Source organism: Ensifer sp. SL37 (assembly GCF_026672675.1).
Lineage (GTDB): Bacteria > Pseudomonadota > Alphaproteobacteria > Rhizobiales > Rhizobiaceae > Ensifer > Ensifer adhaerens.
Window position 1 is genome coordinate 3602721 of sequence record NZ_JAPPRN010000006.1, and the last position, 20560, is coordinate 3623280.

13 protein-coding genes are annotated in these 20560 nt (G+C 61.5%); 10 read left to right on the top strand and 3 right to left on the bottom strand.

All coding sequences use genetic code 11. The annotated features are described in order from the left end of the window. Nucleotides 1-29: 29 nt before the first annotated feature. Nucleotides 30-1037 carry an NAD-dependent epimerase/dehydratase family protein gene (locus OVA00_RS29755; RefSeq protein ID WP_113188680.1) on the bottom strand — a complete coding sequence of 336 codons (1008 nt, stop codon included), beginning with the start codon at nt 1035-1037 and terminating at the stop codon, nt 30-32. A gap of 101 nt (nt 1038-1138) precedes the next feature. Between OVA00_RS29755 and OVA00_RS29760 the strand changes: the two genes are divergently transcribed. Then, complete coding sequence (locus tag OVA00_RS29760; protein ID WP_375292942.1) at nt 1139-2053, top strand: LysR family transcriptional regulator; 915 nt, start codon at nt 1139-1141, stop codon at nt 2051-2053. A gap of 100 nt (nt 2054-2153) precedes the next feature. Here OVA00_RS29760 and gyrA read toward each other — a convergent pair whose 3' ends face one another. After that, the gene (gene gyrA, locus OVA00_RS29765; RefSeq protein WP_034791267.1) at nt 2154-4934 is read right to left on the bottom strand and encodes a DNA gyrase subunit A; all 2781 of its coding nucleotides are present in this window, start codon (nt 4932-4934) and stop codon (nt 2154-2156) included. Nucleotides 4935-5356: 422 nt separating this feature from the next. Between gyrA and OVA00_RS29770 the strand changes: the two genes are divergently transcribed. Next, nucleotides 5357-5986 carry a MarC family protein gene (locus OVA00_RS29770; protein WP_034791266.1) on the top strand — a complete coding sequence of 210 codons (630 nt, stop codon included), beginning with the start codon at nt 5357-5359 and terminating at the stop codon, nt 5984-5986. A gap of 113 nt (nt 5987-6099) precedes the next feature. Here the strand turns inward: OVA00_RS29770 and OVA00_RS29775 are convergent, their stop codons facing one another. After that, entirely contained in the window at nt 6100-6657 is a 558-nt protein-coding gene (locus tag OVA00_RS29775; protein ID WP_089045910.1) for a single-stranded DNA-binding protein, read from the bottom strand. Nucleotides 6658-6935: 278 nt separating this feature from the next. Between OVA00_RS29775 and uvrA the strand changes: the two genes are divergently transcribed. The 8 genes from uvrA to OVA00_RS29815 all read left to right on the top strand — a co-directional run bounded on the left by uvrA (nt 6936) and on the right by OVA00_RS29815 (nt 20506). After that, complete coding sequence (uvrA, locus tag OVA00_RS29780) at nt 6936-9857, top strand: excinuclease ABC subunit UvrA (protein ID WP_089045909.1); 2922 nt, start codon at nt 6936-6938, stop codon at nt 9855-9857. Between the two features lie 44 nt (nt 9858-9901). Continuing rightward, complete coding sequence (locus tag OVA00_RS29785; RefSeq protein WP_112975428.1) at nt 9902-10354, top strand: GNAT family N-acetyltransferase; 453 nt, start codon at nt 9902-9904, stop codon at nt 10352-10354. A 42-nt stretch (nt 10355-10396) separates the two neighbouring features. Next, nucleotides 10397-11200, top strand: a complete 804-nt coding sequence (locus OVA00_RS29790; RefSeq protein WP_034791394.1) for a DUF72 domain-containing protein — start codon at nt 10397-10399, stop codon at nt 11198-11200. Nucleotides 11201-11986: 786 nt separating this feature from the next. Continuing rightward, on the top strand, nt 11987-15784 hold the full coding sequence (locus OVA00_RS29795) for a vitamin B12-dependent ribonucleotide reductase (RefSeq protein ID WP_112975397.1): 3798 nt from the start codon (nt 11987-11989) through the stop codon (nt 15782-15784). Between the two features lie 231 nt (nt 15785-16015). Beyond that, nucleotides 16016-17242, top strand: coding sequence for a nucleotidyltransferase domain-containing protein (locus tag OVA00_RS29800; RefSeq protein WP_268090174.1), 1227 nt, complete (start codon nt 16016-16018; stop codon nt 17240-17242). Then, a complete protein-coding gene (locus tag OVA00_RS29805; RefSeq protein ID WP_268090175.1) occupies nt 17239-18954 on the top strand; it encodes a ThiF family adenylyltransferase in 1716 nt (571 codons plus the stop codon). The genes OVA00_RS29800 and OVA00_RS29805 overlap by 4 nt, the downstream gene beginning before the upstream one ends. After that, entirely contained in the window at nt 18951-19418 is a 468-nt protein-coding gene (locus OVA00_RS29810; RefSeq protein WP_268090176.1) for a Mov34/MPN/PAD-1 family protein, read from the top strand. The genes OVA00_RS29805 and OVA00_RS29810 overlap by 4 nt, the downstream gene beginning before the upstream one ends. 8 nt (nt 19419-19426) lie before the next feature. Continuing rightward, complete coding sequence (locus OVA00_RS29815) at nt 19427-20506, top strand: SAVED domain-containing protein (protein ID WP_268090177.1); 1080 nt, start codon at nt 19427-19429, stop codon at nt 20504-20506. Nucleotides 20507-20560: the final 54 nt, after the last annotated feature.

A 20560-nucleotide genomic window follows, 5' to 3' on the forward strand; every position in this document is an offset into this window, starting at 1 on the left:
CCGAAAGCGATCCTGGACATGCGCGCGCGCTAGCCTGCGGCAATCCCTTGCGGAAGCGCCCGCGGGGCATTCAGGCAGCCAAGTCCGACGAGCGTCGTTGCAACCGCCTCGTCGATCGGCGTGTGCGGCTCTTCGCCGAGCACGGCAAGCAGCCGCTCGTTCGGCATTCTCAACGGTTCGCGCCAGAGATAGCGCATCTTGCGCAACTCCCTGAAGAGCGGAACAAAGGGCGAAGCCAAGTCGATCAGCCACCACGGGAAGGCCCGGACGGGAAGCGCCGGCTTGCCGACAACCCGGCGGATCGCCGCGATCATCTCGGTTCCATTGCGGTCGAGGAAGCCGCGCATGTGGTAAACGGCGAAAGGCGGCAGGTCCTCGGCGCGCTCGACGAGGCGGATCATGGTTTCGGCGACATCGGGCAGATAGGCCCATTGGTGGCCGATCCCCTCGCGGCCCGGGTAGGAAATCGCGCCCAACGCTCTGCCCGGCTTTACCAGCCCTTGCGAAAACCAGTTGTTGGCCGCACCGGGACCGAAGAAGTCGCCTGCCCTCACGATGATGACGCCGACACCTGCCTCCGAGGAGTCCTTCAGACGGCGCTCCATCTCCCTGCGGATCAGACCCTTGTCGGTATCCGGGTTCTGCGGCGCGTCCTCCGTCAGGACGGGAAAGGCGTCGCGACCGAAATTGTAGATCGTTCCCGGTAAGAGGATGCGTGCACCGGTGGCCTTGGCGGCGGCGATCGTATTGTCCAGCATCGGCAGCACCAAGGTGCCCCAATTGCGGTAACCCGGCGGATTGACCGCGTGCACGATCAGATCCACCCCTTCGGCAGCAGTGCGAACGTCGCCCGCGTTCATGGCATCGCCGTGCCGCCATTCGAACGCCGGCTCGGCCTGCGCCGCCGTCGCGGCGTTTCGGTTCAAGGCACACACCAGCCAGCCGCGTCTGCGGAGCCCACGGGCGACGGCGCTGCCGATACCGCCCGTCGCGCCGAGCACCAGCGCACGTCTTGTTCTCTGCTGCATCTCGGTCATGTCACACTCCATCCGTTTCGATGAAGGCAGGATCACGCATTCACGAGCTAAACGGAATTGCCGAAAAATCTTGCGCGGCTATACTGAAATCCATGAGCAAGATGGATTTGAGCTGGGATTTCTACCGAACGTTCCTCGCCGTGCTTAAGGAGGGATCGTTGTCAGCCGCCGCCCGCGAGCTTGGCCTGACGCAACCGACTGTTGGCCGGCACGTGGACGCCATGGAGGCGACACTCGGCTATCCGCTGTTCGTGCGCTCCCCGCACGGTCTGTTGCCGACCGACGCCGCGCTGGCACTCAAGCCCTATGCCGAGACGCTCGCCGCGACATCGGCTGCGCTCTTGCGCGCCGCGTCGGGCCAGCGCGATACGGTCAGCGGCACTGTGCGCATCAGCGCCAGCGAAGTCATCGGCATCGAGGTCCTGCCGCCGATCCTCTCAGAACTGCACGCTGCCAATCCTGCATTGACGATCGAGCTTTCCGCCTCGGACACGGTCGAGGACCTCTTGCGCCAGGAGGCCGATATCGCGGTGCGCATGGTGGCGCCCGCACAGGATGCGCTGATCGCCCGACATCTCGGCGCGGTTCCCTTAGGCTTTCACGCCCATCGCCGCTACATCGAGCGACGCGGCATGCCGCAGACACTGGCAGACCTTAGCAATCACAGCCTGATCGGTTACGACCGAGAGACTGCGGCGATCCGGGCGATCATCGCCCGCTCGCCCGAACTGCCGGCCACACGCTTTGCGCTGAGGGCCGACAGCAATCTTGCCCAATTGGCCGCAATCCGCGCCGGCTTCGGCATAGGCATCTGCCAGAGCGGACTTGCGGCACGCGATCCCGACCTCCTCCCAGTGCTGCCCGGCTTGTTCGAGATGAAGCTCGATACCTGGCTGGTGATGCATGAGAACCTGAAGACGGCTCCCCGCTGTCGCGTCACGTTCGACGCACTTGCCGCGGGACTGCGGGCCTATATTCGTGGCACTGCGCTTGCAGACGAGAATACCGAGATCTGACTTTCAGACACTTCCCGCTGCTGCTCAATACTAGTCCTACGCACGAAAAAGCCCGCCAAATGGCGGGCTTTCAGTTTCCTTGGCACTTCAAGTCGAGCGCTTAATCCTCGGATTCGGCTGGCGTTTCCGCTGCGCCGTTCTCGACGGCCGCCTCTTCGCCTTCCTCTTCGTCGCTTTCCGGTTCGCTGATGCGCTCGACCGAAACGACCTTCTCGTCCTTGGCGGTCGAGAAGATGGTAACGCCCTTGGTCGCGCGGCTCGCAAGCCGGACGCCATTGATCGGCACGCGGATCAATTGGCCGCCGTCGGATACAAGCATGATCTGGTCGTTGTCTTCGATCGGGAAGGCCGCGACGAGCACGCCAATTTCCGTCGTCTTCGAGGTGTCGGTGGCGCGGATGCCCTTGCCGCCACGGCCCGAAGTCCGGAAATCGTAGGACGACGAGCGCTTGCCGAAGCCCTTCTCCGAGACCGTCAGCACGAACTGTTCGCGTGCCTTCAGTTCCTCGAAGCGTTCGTTCGACAGTTCTCCGCCGTCAGCGACTTCCTCGCCGACCAGAGCGATTTCTTCCTCGTCGCCGTTCGTCGCCCGACGTTCCGCCGCAGCGCGCTTGAGATAGGCGGCACGCTCCCACGGTTCGGCCTCGACATGGCCAAGGATCGCCATCGAGATGATGCGGTCGCCGTCGCCGAGATTGATGCCACGAACGCCGATCGAATTGCGGCCGGCAAAGACGCGCACGTCGTCGACCGGGAAGCGGATGCACTGGCCGAGCGCTGTCGTCAGCATGACGTCGTCATGCTCAGTACAGGTGTCGACGGAGAGAATCTCGTCGCCCTCTTCCTCGAGCTTCATCGCGATCTTGCCGTTGCGGTTGACCTGGACGAAGTCCGACAGCTTGTTGCGGCGAACCGTGCCGCGGGTCGTCGAGAACATGACGTCGAGGTTTTCCCAGGTTGCCTCATCCTCGGGCAGCGGCATGATCGTGGTGATGCGTTCGCCGGGTTCCAGCGGCAGCATGTTGATCAGAGCCTTGCCGCGCGATTGCGGCGTGCCGATCGGCAGGCGCCAGACCTTCTCCTTGTAGACGATGCCACGCGAGGAGAAGAACAGAACCGGCGTATGGGTATTGGCAACGAATAGCCGGGTAACGAAATCCTCGTCCCGGGTCGCCATGCCCGAACGGCCCTTGCCGCCACGGCGCTGCGCGCGGTAGGTCGTCAGCGGCACGCGCTTGATGTAGCCGAGATGCGAGACGGTCACGACCATGTCTTCACGGGCGATGAGATCCTCATCGTCCATGTCGGGGCCGCCTTCCATGATCTCGGACCGGCGCGGGGTGCCGAACTCGTCGCGGATGGCGACGAGTTCGTCCTTGACGATGCTCATGATACGCAGGCGCGACGACAGGATGTCGAGGTAATCCTTGATTTCCTCGCCGATCTTGTTGAGTTCGTCGCCGATTTCGTCGCGGCCGAGCGCTGTCAGGCGCTGCAGGCGCAGGTCGAGGATGGCGCGGGCCTGCTCTTCCGAGAGGTTGTAGGTGCCGTCCTCGTTGATGCGGTGGCGCGGGTCGTCGATGAGGCGGATGAGGCTCTCGACGTCATGGGCCGGCCAGCGGCGCTCCATCAACTGCTCGCGCGCCGTCTGCGGGTCGGGCGCATGGCGGATGAGCTTGATGATTTCGTCGATGTTGGCAACCGCGATGGCAAGACCGACGAGCACATGGGCACGGTCGCGCGCCTTGCGCAGCAGGTACTTCGTACGCCGGCTAACAACCTCCTCGCGGAACGAGACAAAGGCGCGCAGCATGTCGAGCAGCGTCATGTGCTCGGGCTTGCCGCCGTTCAACGCCACCATGTTGCAGCCAAACGAGGTCTGCAGCGGCGTGTAGCGGTAAAGCTGGTTCAGGATGACATCGGCATTGGCATCGCGCTTCAGTTCGATGACGACGCGGTAGCCCTGGCGGTCCGATTCGTCACGCAGGTCCGAGATGCCTTCGATACGCTTCTCGCGTACCAGCTCGGCCATCTTCTCGATCATCGTCGCCTTGTTCACCTGGAACGGGATCTCGGTGATGATGATCTGCTCGCGGTCGCCGCGCATCGGCTCGATATGGGCGCGGCCGCGCATGATGACGGAGCCGCGGCCGGTCTCATAGGCCGAGCGGATGCCCGAGCGGCCAAGGATCAGCGCGCCAGTCGGGAAATCCGGGCCGGGGATGATTTCCATCAGTTCCGGCAGTTCGATCGCCGGATTGTCGATCAGCGCCATGCAGCCGTTGATGACTTCGACCAGGTTGTGCGGCGGAATGTTCGTCGCCATGCCGACGGCAATACCGCCGGCGCCGTTGACGAGCAGGTTCGGGAACTTCGCGGGAACGACCGCCGGCTCCTGCAGGGTGCCGTCATAGTTGTCGCGGAAGTCGACCGTTTCCTTGTCGAGATCGTCGAGCAGCGAATGCGCGGCCTTCTGCAGGCGGCATTCGGTGTAGCGCTCGGCCGCCGGCGGGTCGCCGTCAACCGAACCGAAGTTGCCCTGGCCGTCGATCAGCGGCAGGCGGAGCGACCAGTCCTGCGCCATGCGTGCCAGCGCGTCGTAGATCGCGGCGTTGCCGTGCGGGTGGTACTTACCCATCACGTCCCCGGTCACACGGGCGCATTTGACGTATTTCTTGTTCCAGTCGATGCCGAGCTCGCTCATCCCGTAGAGGATGCGGCGGTGCACGGGTTTCAGACCGTCACGCACGTCGGGAAGCGCGCGGCTGACGATAACGCTCATCGCGTAATCGAGATAGGACCGCTGCATTTCCTCGATGATGGAAATCGGCTCGATGCCTGGCGGAGTTTTTCCGCCGCCGGGGGTGCTTTGCTCAGTCAATGGTGATCACGATCTTTGTTCAGAATCAGTCGGATATTTATAGCGGATTGCCATCGGAAGCGCCAATTTGCGGCCTTTGGCGCCACTTGCCCCCCGGACTGTGAAGATGTCCTTGTAATGCCTTGATTCGCTGTACGATTCACCCAGTTATCCCGATCGGGATCGATGAGCCACACAGCAGTTGTGAACAGTCTTTTGCCGCCGGAGCAGGCTTTTCTAGGGCATCGCGCCGGAAATCGGAAGACCCTGTCCGTCAAAGCCCGCTGCGCCGCGGATTTCCAGCCTCTACGCTCGCAGCGATTGCTGATTAAGTCATTGCTGAGACTTTGTTTGTCTGCCCCTTCCCAATGCCCGGACCGCTTGCCTAACAATGTAGACATGCCACCGGGAAAACCCGGGGCAAAATCCGGAAGGGGAAACGGATGTTCAATGTCGACCTCCTGGTCAATGCGCTGACGACGCTTCTCGTCACGCTCGATCCGCCTGGCCTCGCGCCGATCTTCCTGAGCCTCACGGTCGGCCTCAGCCGGCAGGAGCGCTTTCAGGTGGCCACCCGTGGCTCGCTGATCGCCTTCTTCATCCTGGCGGCCTTTGCGCTCTTCGGAAACAGCATCCTCGGCCTGCTCGGCATCTCGATCGGCGCCTTCCGTATCGCCGGCGGCCTGCTGCTCTTCTGGATCGCCTTCGAGATGATTTTCGAGAAGCGCCAGGAGCGCAAGGAAAAGACCGGCGAGAATGCGACGGTCAAGGACCACATTCACAACATCGCGGTCTTCCCGCTGGCCCTGCCGCTCATTGCCGGGCCGGGCGCGATTTCGGCAACGATCCTGCTTGCCGGCTCGTTCCCGACCGCTGTCGAGCGCACTCAGCTCCTGATCGTCATCGCGCTGTCGATGCTCAGCCTGTTCCTGGCGCTGGTCATCGCTGAACGCGTCGATCGCTTTCTCGGCGTCACCGGCCGCGCCATCCTCACCCGACTGCTCGGCGTAATCCTGGCAGCACTCGCGGTGCAGTTCGTCGTCGACGGCGTCAAATCCGCGATGACGACCTGAGGTCGGATGGCTGGGCGCATCCTTCGCCCGATGCAGTCGAAGTAGACCGGAAACGAAAAACGCCACGTCCTCGGGACGTGGCGTTTTCTTCTGTAAATAGGATCCGCTAGCGATCAGAACGGGATATCGTCGTCCATGTCGCGCGAGAAGCCGCCGCCCTGGCCGCCTTGACCGCCCTGGCCACCGCCCGAGCGACCGCCGCCAGAGGACTGGCGCGGCTGGTCGTAATCGTCGTAACCGCCGCCCCCATAGTTGCCGCCGCCGCCGAAGTCACCCGCTCCACCGCCGCCGCGGCTGACACCGGAGCCGCCGCCTTCGCCGCGGCCGTCAAGCATGGTCAGCGTCGAGTTGAAGCCCTGCAGCACGACTTCGGTCGAGTAACGGTCGTTGCCGTTCTGGTCCTGCCACTTGCGGGTCTGCAGCGCGCCCTCGATGTAGAGCTTGGCGCCCTTCTTCACATATTGCTCGACAACCTTGCAGAGGCCTTCGTTGAAGACCACGACCGTGTGCCATTCGGTCTTTTCCTTGCGCTCACCGCTGTTGCGGTCGCGCCAGGTCTCCGACGTTGCAATGCGCAGGTTGGCGATCGGCCGGCCGTCCTGCGTGCGCCGGATTTCCGGGTCTGCCCCGACATTTCCGATCAAGATCACCTTGTTGACGCTTCCAGCCATGTTGCTTTCCCGTGGTTTCACCGGGCCATGGACCCGGCTTGGAATTTCAAGAGCGCGCATCTTAGCGGCCTGATGCCGCCGATACGCCCCGCCTCGCACATAATCCACAACAGTTTTGGTCGTTTTATGGGCGATTTGTTCTTTATTTGTTCTAGTATTTGGCTATGATCCTGTCAACCGACTCGAATTGGCCGCCTGTTTTGCCGATTGCGCCTCGACATGGGCGTTAGCGTCATTACATAGGGGGCTTTCAACCGACATGCAAAAGCTGGCTTCCGATGAGTGAACTCAAGACCATCTCCATTCGTGGTGCGCGCGAGCACAATCTGAAAGGCATCGACCTCGATCTGCCGCGCAACAAGCTGATCGTGATGACCGGCCTTTCCGGCTCGGGCAAGTCGTCGCTTGCTTTCGATACGATCTATGCCGAAGGCCAGCGTCGCTATGTCGAAAGCCTTTCGGCCTATGCGCGCCAGTTCCTCGAAATGATGCAGAAGCCGGACGTCGACCAGATCGACGGCCTGTCTCCGGCGATCTCGATCGAGCAGAAGACGACGTCGCGCAATCCGCGCTCGACGGTCGGTACCGTCACCGAAATCTACGACTATATGCGCCTGCTCTTTGCGCGCGTCGGCGTGCCCTATTCGCCGGCGACGGGTCTGCCGATCGAAAGCCAGACGGTGAGCCAGATGGTCGACCGGGTGCTCGAATTCGGCGAAGGCACGCGCCTCTATATTCTTGCGCCGCTCGTGCGCGGCCGCAAGGGCGAGTACAAGAAAGAACTCGCCGAGCTGATGAAGAAGGGCTTTCAGCGCGTCAAGGTCGACGGCACCTTCTACGAGATCGCCGAGGTGCCCGCACTCGACAAGAAGTACAAGCATGACATCGACGTCGTGGTCGACCGCGTGGTCGTGCGGCCCGACCTCGCCTCGCGCCTTGCCGACAGCCTTGAGACCTGCCTGACGCTCGCCGATGGCCTCGCAGTCGCCGAATTCGCCGACAAGCCGCTGCCACCCGAAGAGACCGCTGCCGGCGGCTCGGCCAACAAGTCGCTGAACGAAACCCACGAGCGCGTGCTGTTTTCGGAAAAGTTCGCCTGCCCGGTTTCCGGCTTCACCATTTCCGAGATCGAGCCGCGGCTGTTCTCGTTCAACAACCCCTTCGGCGCGTGCCCGACCTGCGACGGTCTCGGCAGCCAGCAGAAGATCGACACGGCGCTGATCGTGCCGGAAGAGCACCGGACGCTGCGCGACGGCGCAATTGCGCCCTGGGCGAAATCCTCCTCTCCATACTACAACCAGACGCTGGAAGCGCTCGGCAAGGTCTTTGGCTTCAAACTCGGCAGCCGCTGGAACGAGCTGTCGACTGCGGCACAGACCGCGATCCTGCACGGAACGGAAGAGAAGATCGTCTTCCATTACGAGGACGGTGCCCGCTCCTACAACACCACCAAGAACTTCGAGGGCATCGTGCCCAACCTCGAGCGCCGCTGGAAGGAAACCGACAGCGCCTGGGCGCGCGAGGAGATCGAGCGCTACATGTCGGCTGCGCCCTGCCCGGCTTGCGCCGGTTTCCGCCTGAAGCCGGAGGCGCTGGCGGTCAAGATCGACAAGCTGCATATCGGTCAGGTGACCGAAATGTCGATCCGCGTTGCACGCGACTGGTTCGAGGTCCTGCCGGAGCATCTGAATGCCAAGCAGAACGAAATCGCCGTCCGCATCCTGAAGGAGATCCGTGACCGACTGCGCTTCCTCAACGACGTCGGTCTCGAATATCTGAGCCTGTCGCGCAATTCCGGAACGCTCTCAGGCGGTGAAAGCCAGCGCATTCGGCTGGCCTCGCAGATCGGCTCCGGCCTCACCGGCGTTCTCTACGTGCTCGACGAGCCGTCGATCGGCTTGCACCAGCGCGACAACGCCCGCCTGCTGGACACGCTTCGGCATCTGCGCGACATCGGCAACACGGTGATCGTCGTCGAACATGACGAAGACGCGATCCTGACGTCCGACTATGTCGTCGATATCGGCCCGGCTGCCGGCATCCATGGCGGCGAAGTCATCGCGCAAGGGTCGCCGTCGGACATCATGGCCAATCCGAAATCGCTGACCGGAAAGTATCTGTCCGGCGAGCTTTCGGTTGCCGTTCCCTCCGAACGCCGCAAGCCGAAGAAGAAAAAGGAAATCACCGTCGTCGGCGCCCGCGCCAACAACCTGAAGAACGTCACCGCCTCGATCCCGCTCGGCGTCTTCACCGCCGTTACCGGTGTCTCCGGCGGCGGCAAGTCGACCTTCCTGATCGAGACGCTCTACAAGGCCGCCGCCCGCCGCATCATGGGCGCGCGCGAAAACCCGGCTGAGCACGACCGCATCGATGGCTTCGAGCATATCGACAAGGTGATCGACATCGACCAGTCGCCGATCGGTCGTACCCCGCGCTCGAACCCGGCAACCTATACCGGCGCCTTCACGCCGATCCGTGACTGGTTCGCCGGCCTGCCGGAAGCCAAGGCACGCGGATATCAGCCGGGCCGCTTCTCCTTCAATGTCAAGGGCGGCCGCTGCGAGGCCTGCCAAGGCGACGGCGTCATCAAGATCGAGATGCACTTCCTGCCGGATGTCTACGTCACCTGCGACGTCTGCCACGGCAAGCGCTACAACCGCGAAACGCTCGACGTGCATTTCAAGGGCAAGTCGATCGCCGACGTGCTCGACATGACCGTCGAGGAAGGCGTCGACTTTTTCGCCGCCGTTCCCTCGGTGCGCGACAAGCTCGTCACGCTCAACCAGGTCGGCCTCGGCTATATCAAGGTCGGCCAGCAGGCCAACACCCTCTCGGGCGGTGAGGCTCAGCGCGTCAAGCTCGCCAAGGAACTGTCGAAGCGCTCGACCGGTCGCACGCTCTACATTCTCGACGAGCCGACCACCGGCTTGCATTTCCACGATGTCGCCAAGCTTCTTGAAGTTCTGCATGAGCTCGTCAACCAGGGCAATTCGGTCGTCGTCATCGAGCACAATCTCGAAGTCATCAAGACGGCCGACTGGGTGATCGACTTCGGCCCTGAAGGCGGCGACGGCGGCGGCGAAGTCATCGCCAAGGGCACGCCGGAAGACGTGGTCAAGGAAAAGCGGTCCTATACCGGCCAGTTCCTGAAGGAGCTGCTGGAGCGCCGGCCGATGAAGAAGGTCGAAGCAGCAGAGTAACTCTGCCGATCTGGTCGGCGCGCTTTAGGAGTGATCACGGCATGATGCGGCCTGCTCGTCTGGAAGATCTGGCCGCCGTGCAAAGCGTGACGGAGGCGGCCTATGAGCCCTATCGGGCGCTCTTTGGTGGGCCGCCGCTCCCGGTCACCGAGGACTACGCGCCTCGCATCCTTCGCGACGAGGTCTGGCTTCGGGAGCGAAATGAGGTTGTCTCGGCGCTTGCCGTTTTCGAACGGCACGCCGATCACCTTATGATCTTCAGCCTTGCGGTTGCCCCGGCCTATCAGCGCCAGGGGTTCGGCATCGAATTGCTGCGCTTCGTGGATGCCAAAGCAGCCGAGTGGGGCTTGCCGGAGGTGCGGCTCTACACCAATTCACGCATGGAGCGAAACATCGCGCTCTATCGCGCCTATGGATTTCAAGAAACGGGTCGCCGACCCAATCCCTATCGTCCAGGGTGGACACTCGTGGACATGACGAAATCGATCAAAGACTGAAAAGCACGCGGTCAAGCGATGGCCGTTGTTGAGGAGGATGGCATGGCAAAATCCGGAAAGATCCGCGTTGGTATCGGCGGCTGGACCTTCGAGCCCTGGGAAGGCACCTTCTATCCCGACACGCTGGCAAAGAAGCGGCAGCTCGAATATGCCGGCAAGCAGTTGCGGGCAATCGAGGTGAACGGCACCTACTATTCGTCGCAGAAGCCGGAGACCTTCGCCAAGTGGGCGTCGGAAGTGCCCGATGATTTCATCTTTTCCCTGAAGGCGAGCCGCTTCGTCACCAACCGCAAGGTTCTCTCGGAAGCCGGTGAATCCATGGAGCGATTCCTGACGCAGGGACTGACCGAGCTTGGGCCCCATCTCGGCCCCATCCTCTGGCAGTTCGCGCCGACGAAGAAGTTCGAGCCCGACGATTTCGAGGGCTTTTTGAAGCTTCTGCCGGATAAGCAGGACGGCTTGCCGCTGCGCCATGTGGTCGAGGTCCGCAACCCGACCTTTCAGTCTCCGGATTTTGTCTCCCTGTTGGAGAAATACGGCGTCGCCGTGGTGCTCGCCGAGCATGCGGACTATCCGATGATCGCCGATGTCACTGCCGATTTTGTCTATCTGCGCCTGCAAAAGGGCAGCGACGACATCAAGACTTGCTATGCTGCCGACAAGCTCGACCTCTGGGCCGAGCGTGCCAAGGCGTTTGCGGCGGGCGACGAGCCGAGTGGGCTTGAAAAAAGTGCGCCTGATCGCACGGCCAAGAAGGAGCCGCGTGACGTGTTTGCCTACTTCATCACCGAGGGCAAGGTGAATGCGCCGAACGGCGCACGCGAGCTGCAAAAGCGCGTCGATTGAGATCAGCAGGGCCAGACCGCGCGCAGACGCGTCTGGCCCGCCTAGGGCGCATCCGCGCCCGAGAGCCCCACCACGCTTGGAGTTTCGGGCCTGTCGCAAGGCGTTGATGTTCAGGCGTGCTGAGGCCGCGCCGACGTCGGCTGCGAACCAAATGCCGGTGCTTACGGGCCCGCCAAAAAACGAATCACTGCCCCACCCCATATCGCTTTCACCGATGCAACCGAGCCTGCTGTAAGGGACACTTTTTATGCGGGTTTTTACCCGTCAAAATTTCGATTGCGTGCCGACCGTTGCGTCAGTCTCACAGGCAACCTCCGGAAGTGCCTGATTTTCATGGCGTTGACCGATGTCCCCGTTTTCCACAGCCGGTCCACACAACATCTAGGGCTCAAACTTCCGTCACAAACCACCCCTTGACGCCTCCGGACGATTCACGGTTAATGGATTTCACGTTGCAACGGCGGCGGACCGGATTGTTCAAGTCCCGGTTCCTCTCCCCAAATCGGCGGTTCTGAAAGGCGGCAGTCATGGATTTCACCATGGGGTCGCCCTGAGGATTTCTGTGCGATTTTTCGGGTCCACCGGGGCAATATTTGGCTGGCATCAAGAAGTTGTTGATACTATATTTAGTATTTGCAGACAGCCTATCTCACAAGATACAGGGTCACCCAATTATGGGTTTCTCTCCAAGGACGGAAGCTGAGACTGGCTGCGGGATGCCCTCGCGGCCGGGCGGGGACAATTGCGCCTGTGGCGGGCGCTAGGCAACACGAAGGACCAGGGACAATGAAGATCGAACGTCGTTTCACAAAAGCCGGGCAATCCGCCTATGCGGAGATCGAATTCCGCAAGGCTACGAGTGAAATCAAGAACCCCGATGGTTCGATCGTTTTCCGCCTTGCCGATATCGACGTGCCGGCTCAGTTCAGCCAGGTTGCCGCCGACATTCTCGCCCAGAAGTATTTCCGCAAGGCCGGCGTTCCCGCCAAGATGAAGCGCGTCGAGGAGAACGATGTCCCCTCCTTCCTCTGGCGCGCGGTTCCCGACACGGATGCGCTGAAGGCGCTGCCGAAGGATGAGCAGTACGGTTCCGAAACCGATGCCCGTCAGGTCTTCGATCGCCTGGCCGGCACCTGGGCCTATTGGGGCTGGAAGGGCGGCTACTTCGACACCGAGGAAGACGCTTCGGCCTTCCAGGACGAACTTGCCTACATGCTCGCCACCCAGCGCGTCGCGCCGAACTCGCCGCAATGGTTCAACACCGGCCTGCACTGGGCCTACGGCATCGACGGCCCCGGCCAAGGCCACTTCTATGTCGACCCGTTTACCGGCAAGCTGACCAAGTCCAAGTCGGCCTATGAGCATCCGCAGCCGCATGCCTGCTTCATCCAGTCGGTCGGTGACGATCTCGTCAACGAAGGCGGCATCATGGATCTGTGGGTGCGTGAAGCGCGCCTGTTCAAGTACGGTTCTGGTACCGGCTCCAACTTCTCTTATCTGCGCAGCGAAGGCGAAAAGCTCTCGGGCGGCGGCAAGTCCTCCGGCCTGATGTCGTTCCTGAAGATCGGCGACCGTGCTGCCGGTGCCATCAAGTCGGGCGGCACCACCCGCCGCGCCGCCAAGATGGTCGTTGTCGACATCGACCATCCGGATATCGAGGAATACATCAACTGGAAGGTCAAGGAGGAGCAGAAGGTTGCCGCCCTCGTCACCGGTTCCAAGGTCGTCGCCAAGCATCTGAAGGCGATCATGAAGGCCTGCGTCAACTGCGAAGGCACCGACGACGCCTGCTATGACCCGAAGCAGAACCCGGCGCTGAAGCGCGAGATCCGCGCGGCCAAGCAGGCGCTGGTTCCGGAAAACTACGTCCAGCGCGTTATCCAGTTCGCGAAGCAAGGCTACAAGGACCTTGAGTTCAAGACCTACGACACCGACTGGGATTCGGAAGCCTACCTCACGGTTTCGGGCCAGAACTCCAACAACTCGGTCTCGATCAAGGACGACTTCCTGCGCGCCGTCGAAACCGATGGCGACTGGCACCTGACCGCCCGCAAGGACGGCCGCGTCATGAAGACGCTGAAGGCACGCGACCTCTGGGAATCGATTTCCTACGCCGCCTGGGCGTCGGCCGATCCGGGCCTGCACTTCAACACGACGATGAACGACTGGCACACGAGCCCCGCTGCCGGCCCGATCCGCGCATCGAACCCGTGCTCGGAGTACATGTTCCTCGACGACACCGCCTGCAACCTCGCCTCCCTGAACCTGATGATGTTCAAGGATGCGGCGACCAAGCGCATCAACATCGCAGACTACGAGCACGCCGTCCGCCTGTGGACGATCGTTCTCGAAGTCTCGGTCATGATGGCGCAGTTCCCGTCCCGCGAGATTGCCGAGCTTTCCTATGAATACCGCACGCTCGGCCTTGGCTACGCCAACATCGGCGGCCTCTTGATGTCCTCGGGCATTCCCTATGACTCGACCGAAGGCCGCGCCATCGCCGGTGCGCTGACGGCGATCATGACCGGTGTCTCCTATGCCACCTCGGCCGAGATGGCCGAAAAGCTCGGTCCGTTCCCGGGCTTTGCGCCAAACCGCGACAACATGCTGCGCGTCATCCGCAACCATCGCCGCGCCGCCTATGGCGAGACGACCGGTTACGAAGCGCTTTCGGTCAACCCGGTCGCGCTCATCCATGCCGACAATCCGGACCAGGACCTCGTCATCCACGCCATGAGCGCCTGGGACAAGGCACTGGAACTCGGCGAAAAGCACGGCTATCGCAACGCCCAGGCAACGGTTATCGCACCGACCGGCACGATCGGCCTCGTCATGGACTGCGACACGACCGGCATCGAACCTGACTTCGCGCTGGTCAAGTTCAAGAAGCTCGCCGGCGGCGGCTACTTCAAGATCATCAACCGCGCCGTTCCGGAAGCGCTGCGCTCTCTCGGCTACAGCGAAAGCCAGATCGCCGAAATCGAAGCTTACGCAGTCGGTCACGGCAACCTGAACCAGGCTCCGGCGATCAACCCGTCGACACTGAAGGCCAAGGGCTTCACCGACGAGAAGGTGGAAGCCGTCAACGCCGCCTTGAAGTCCGCTTTCGACATCAAGTTCGTCTTCAACCAGTGGACGCTCGGCGCCGACTTCCTCAAGGGCACGCTGAAGGTCTCCGACGAACAGCTCGCCGCGATGGACTTCAACCTGCTCGACCACATGGGCTTCTCCAAGAAGGACATCGAAGCGGCGAACATTCACGTCTGCGGCGCGATGACACTCGAAGGTGCACCGTTCCTGAAGAACGAGCACCTGCCCGTCTTCGATTGCGCCAACCCCTGCGGCAAGATCGGCAAGCGTTATCTCTCGGTCGAAAGCCACATCCGCATGATGGCGGCCGCCCAGCCGTTCATCTCGGGCGCGATCTCCAAGACGATCAACATGCCGAACGAGGCGACCGTCGAGGACTGCAAGAACGCCTACATGCTTTCGTGGAAGCTGGCGCTGAAGGCAAACGCGCTCTACCGTGACGGCTCCAAGCTGTCGCAGCCGCTGAACGCCTCGCTGATCGAGGACGACAAGGACGAGGATGCGCTGGAGGATCTGATCCAGGCGCCCGCCGCCGCCCAGGCCGTCACCATCACCGAGAAGATCGTCGAGCGCGTCATCGAGAAGGTGATCCGCGCCCGCGAAAAGCTGCCGAACCGCCGCCAGGGCTACACCCAGAAGGCCGTCGTCGGTGGTCACAAGGTGTATCTGCGCACCGGCGAATTCGGTGACGGCCGCCTCGGCGAGATCTTCATCGACATGCACAAGGAAGGGGCCGCCTTCCGTGCGATGATGAACAACTTTGCCATCGCCATCTCGCTCGGCCTGCAGTACGGCGTGCCGCTCGAAGAATATGTGGAGGCCTTCACCTTCACCAAGTTCGAGCCGGCCGGCATGGTCCAGGGCAACGACGCGATCAAGAACGCGACGTCGATCCTCGACTACGTCTTCCGCGAACTGGCGGTTTCCTATCTCGGCCGTCACGACCTCGCCCATGTCGACACGTCAGACTTCGGCAATACCGCGCTCGGCAAGGGCATTCAGGAAGGCAAGACCAACCTGATCTCGACCGGCTGGACCCGCGGCTACAAGCCGACGATCGTCGGTGGCACCGGTGACCGGGCCTCCAGCGAGCCGAAGGGCTCGTCGACGGCAGCCCCTGCCCGCGCCTCCTCTGGCGCAACCGTGACGGCGATCGCCGGAAACACGGTGCGCAAGATCGAGACGACGACGGCGATCGCAACGTCCGAAATCGTCGCCTTCAAGCGCGACTATGAAGAGCGCGCTGCGGAACTGGCAGAAGAGATCGCCGACGAAGTCGAGCAGGAAGTAACCGCCCTCTTCTCCGACAAGGCGGCCGCCGAAGCGGCATCGGCCAAGTCGGACGCCAAGAAGGTGGAAGCTGAGCGCCGCGCCCGCTCGATCATGCAGGGCTACACCGGCAACATGTGCACCGAATGCCAGAACTTCACGATGGTGCGCAACGGTACCTGCGAGAAGTGCGACACCTGCGGCGCGACGAGCGGCTGCAGCTGAGGGTTCGTCCATGGTTGACCCCTATTCTGAGAAACCGAAGCCAGTATTGGCCAAAGCGGCTCCGTACTGGCTAACTCGGAAGCCAAAAATGGCCAACAGCTAGGTTGGCGCAACCAAAGACAAACTTTCAGGCGGTTTTGCCGCCTGAAAGTTTTTATAGGAACAAACCAAGAAACAATCGTCAGAGTTGGAATCAGTCCAGGTTCACCCATAGAAGCGAGGCCCGCAGTCATGAACATGCATGTCAATACGATTGAGGCGTTCCTGGAGGCTCTGATCGCGGAGCTGGAGATCCCGGACCATCGCTACGAGCAGGCGGAAAGGAGCTACAAGTCCTTCGGAGAATGGCTCCACCGTCCACAGAGCACGCTTCGTGACCTCGACCCTCAGGTTTACTGCCAAGGGTCTTTCAGGCTCGGGACAGCGATCCGGCCGCTTACTGATGAGGAAGAGTACGACGTCGACTCAGTCTGCGAGTTCCGGCTCCTGACCAAGCAGGACATGTCACCTTTTGAGCTCAAGCAGATGCTCGGCCACGAGGTCAATACCTATCACGACGCCCAGAATATGACGAAGCCGGTCCGCGAAGGGAACCGCTGCTGGGTTCTCGACTACGCGGACGGCGCACAGTTCCACATGGACATCGTTCCGGCCATTCCAAACGGTGCACAGCAGCGGCGTCTCCTCCAAGCGAAGTCGTACGACACGCGCTGGGCAGAAACGGCAATTTCGATCACCGATCGGCGTCTCCCCAACTACCGGCTGATCACGGACGCCTGGCCGCGTTCAAATCCGAAGGGGTTTTCGAACTGGTTCGCCTCCAGGCAGTCCGTGGTATTCGAACGGCGCAAGCGGGTCATGGTCGAGAAGCTGCAAAGGAAGGGCGTCTACGCGAGCGTCGAGGATATGCCCGACTTCAAGGTGAAGACGCCACTGCAGTCAGCGATCATGATCCTTAAGCGGCACCGGGACAACATGTTCGCCCGCAATCCGGATCTGGGACCGATTTCGATCATCATCACTACCTTGTCCGCTCATGCTTACGAGAACCAGGAAACAATTTCCGACGCGCTCTTCGCGATCCTCGATCGGATGGATCAGTTCATCGTGCACGACGGGCAGAGGTTCGTGATCGCCAATCCTACCGACCCCTTTGAGAATTTCGCGGACAAATGGGAGCGGGAGCCGGAAAAGGCTGAGGCATTCTACGCATGGCTCCGCCAAGCTCGGGCCGATTTCCGAGCTGCAGCACAAGGGATTTCGTTCCAGGAAATGGCCGACGCACTTACCCCGCGTATGGGCTATCGGCTATCGACCCGCGCTGCCGACCGCCTTACCGGAGGCAACCGGCTTCTCCGGGCGGCAACCGGGGCCTCCGCAGCCGGCACCGGCGCCGTCGGTGCTCCGAGTTTTGGGAACGCGGCACGGCAGCCGACGAAACCTCAGGGCTACGCATGATTTGGTGGTGGGCCGACCAGCAAAGGACGAGAACTGAGAAGGCCGCGTTTGGCGTCCTTCAGGAAGAGCACGATTGGCTGACGAGTGTGCGGTTCAAGCATCTCGACAACCTGCAACTCTGCGCGGATGTGGAGATCACGCACGGCGGAGAGAAGTTTCCGCTCGCCGTCATATACCCCACGACATTTCCCGACACGCCCCCCATCGTCGTACCTTATGGAGAGCGACGCCTTTCCGATCATCAGTATGGGCCCGGAGGCGAACTCTGCCTGCAGTGGCGTCCAGACAACTGGGATCCTGCGGTGACCGGCGCGATGATGATCGAGAGCGCGCAGGGGCTAATCGCGAGTGAGCGACCGGCTGACGGCAGCTCGGCGGTGGCGCTGTCAGCGCACCAGACCTCTCTCGCCGCAGAGCTGCGCTTCGAAAGCTGGCGCCTGATGGTGCCAGATGGTGCATGGGCGTCGCTGGATGGACCACTCTTGGAGCTAATGGTCGAAATCTCGCTTGTGCAGACTGCTCGCCAGCTTAACCGGGTGGCGTATCTCAGGGCGATCGGAACGGAGGGAAGCGAACTTTGGGTATCGCATGCGCCGGCCCCGACGAGCGCCGCCAAGCGGATTGGCTATCTTCTGCGCACCGAACAGGACATGAGCGTGCTCGCACTCCACGGCGGAGGAGCGTTCGATGATCTTGCAGATCGAGTGCCAGAGTTGGCTGCAATACTCGCAAAAGGGGAGCCGACTTTCCTCATCGTGGTGGAGGGAAGCGGGCGTCTTACGGCCTTCGATATCCTGCCCAAAAAGGACGGCAAACCGCTGCTGCTTCCGTATCGGGTGATAGAGGAAGGTGCACTCGCCCGTCGGTCGGCCTCCAACCGGGAGGCAATAGCGCTCAGTCGCGTCGCGATCGTCGGCTGCGGCTCCGTTGGCTCGAAGGTTGCGGCTTCTCTGGCTCGTGCGGGAGTCAGGAAGTTTCTGTTCGTAGACGAGGACATTTTCCTGACGGGAAATCTGGTGCGCAACGAACTCGACGCACGTGCGATTGGTTGGCACAAGGTCGATGCCTTGGCGGACAGGATCGCGCAGATCGTTCCGGACGCCGACATCGTTACGCGGAAGCTGGCTTTGGGAAGCCAGACATCTGGTACTGCGATGGAATCCGCTTTGGAGATGATCGGCGACTGCGACCTGATCGTAGAGGCTACTGGCGATGCAACCTCATTCAACCTGTGCGCGGGCGCCGCAAAGCGGAACCGGAAACCCATGGTCTGGGCAGAGGTCTTCGCAGGGGGCGTCGGCGGCATTGTCGCGAGGGCAAGGCCAGATCTGGATCCCCCACCATTGACGGCCAGGAATCAGATCACGACTTGGTGCGAGGACCGCAATACTCCGTGGGCGGCTGAAGCCAGGAATCCTTACGAAGCCGACCGGGGCGAAGGGCCACCGTTCATAGCAGACGATGCCGACGTCTCCGTTGTTGCGGCCCACGCGTCACGCTTCGCCATCGACATACTTCAGGGCGGAGACACGTCCTTCCCGCACTCTGCCTACGCAATAGGCCTGAAGAAGGCGTGGATTTTCGAGGCACCGTTCGACACGTGGCCGATCGAGCTTCGGGGTTCGGGTCGCTGGGAGCAAGCCGTCGGGGCCTCGCACGGTGAAGAGATCACAGCGTTTCTGTCCGAGATAATCGACGAGGAGCACTCGTGACGGTGCAGTTGATCCTTCCTCGCCCGATCAGAGAGAGGATGAAGGCTGGACTTGCCCGCGCTGGCAATCGAGAGATCGGTGGTGTTCTAATGGCTCGGCAGCTTGTGCCAGGAGCCTTCGAGATCGTTGAGTTTTCTGTCGACGAGCTGACCGGTGCTCGCGCGCACTTCGTCAGAGACCACGCCTACCACAACGAATTCCTCAACGCGTTCTTCGATAGAACCGGCCGCGACTACGCGAACTACAACTACCTCGGCGAATGGCATTCACATCCCCGCCTTCCGGTCCTACCGAGCGTCATCGACCTGTTGTCGATGGAGAACCTCGTAAACGGAGAGCGCGACATCCCCTTTGCCGCGCTTCTTGTAGTCAGGTCCGACGTACCTACCGAGTTCCTCGCGATGGCGACCTTCCACCAGCGCGGGATTACCCCACAACCCGTTCAAATCATAGCCGACAGATAGAGGCCGCGATGTATCGTGAAACCATCGACTGGGGCGTCCGAGAGTTCCTCAAGTACCTCTTCCGGCCAAAAGGATTCGAAGGTCGGGTCGCGGCTGCGTGCGTGCCGGTGCTTGTCGCCCTCCTCGGAGGGAATTGGCTGGTGAAGGCGACGGCCAAGGGCGAGTACACGTTCGAAATTGGCTCGACAAACGTCATTCCCGCATGGGCACAATGGCCCTTGGTCGTTCTGTTTACCGGCATCTTCGCGTTCTGTGTGTGGGTCGGCTGGAAGCGATTCAATCGTGAGAACGAGTTGCGAAACCGGAAAAAGGTTGTCGTGGTGGAGGGCCGTGGCCTGCGTGAGGACGACGGCTCTTCCCTCGCCGCCGCGGTGCCGGCCGAAATCGTTGGTCACCGCATTCCGGTCATCCTGGATCTTAGACAGCGTCGGGATGGGGTCATCGTTGATCCCGTTGCGCTCTTGCCCGAGGTGGACACCACGCGTCGCATTGTTCAGCAATGTTCGAAGCAGAACGATCGGCAGGATGTCACACTCGTGTATGGCGGCCTGACGTCGGTGCCGATGACATTTCTCACAGGCGTCGTCTTTGACGATGAGGGAAACATCGTTGTCATGGACTGGGACCGGACCCGCGAGGAATGGAGAACCCTGGACAGGGCCGACGACGGGCAGCGCTTCATCGTCGAAGGGCTTGAAGACGTAGGAACTTCCAAGGAAGTCATCCTTGCGGTCTCCGTATCGTATCTGGTGAGAACCGAGAACATTGCGACAACTTTTGATCATCCCGTCGTTCGCCTCACCCTGCCTGATGTCACGTCCTCACACTGGTCGGCATCGAAGCAAAGTGCGCTAGCTCAGCAATTTTACGACACTGCGAAGCTCTTAGACGGCAAGGGCGTGGCGACCATCCACGTCATTCTCGCTGCGCAGAATAGCGTCGCATTCAACCTGGGCCGTAGATATGACAAACGCAATCTCCCTAACGTGGTGGTTTATCAATTCGAGGCAGACATGCAGAAGAAATACCCGTGGGGCGTACGTATGCCCGTGAATGGAGAGTACCAGCCTACGATCATGCGAACCTAGCTGAATCGCAGTCCCGACGGTTCTTGGGACTGGATCAGAGAGAGGAAGCCGCAC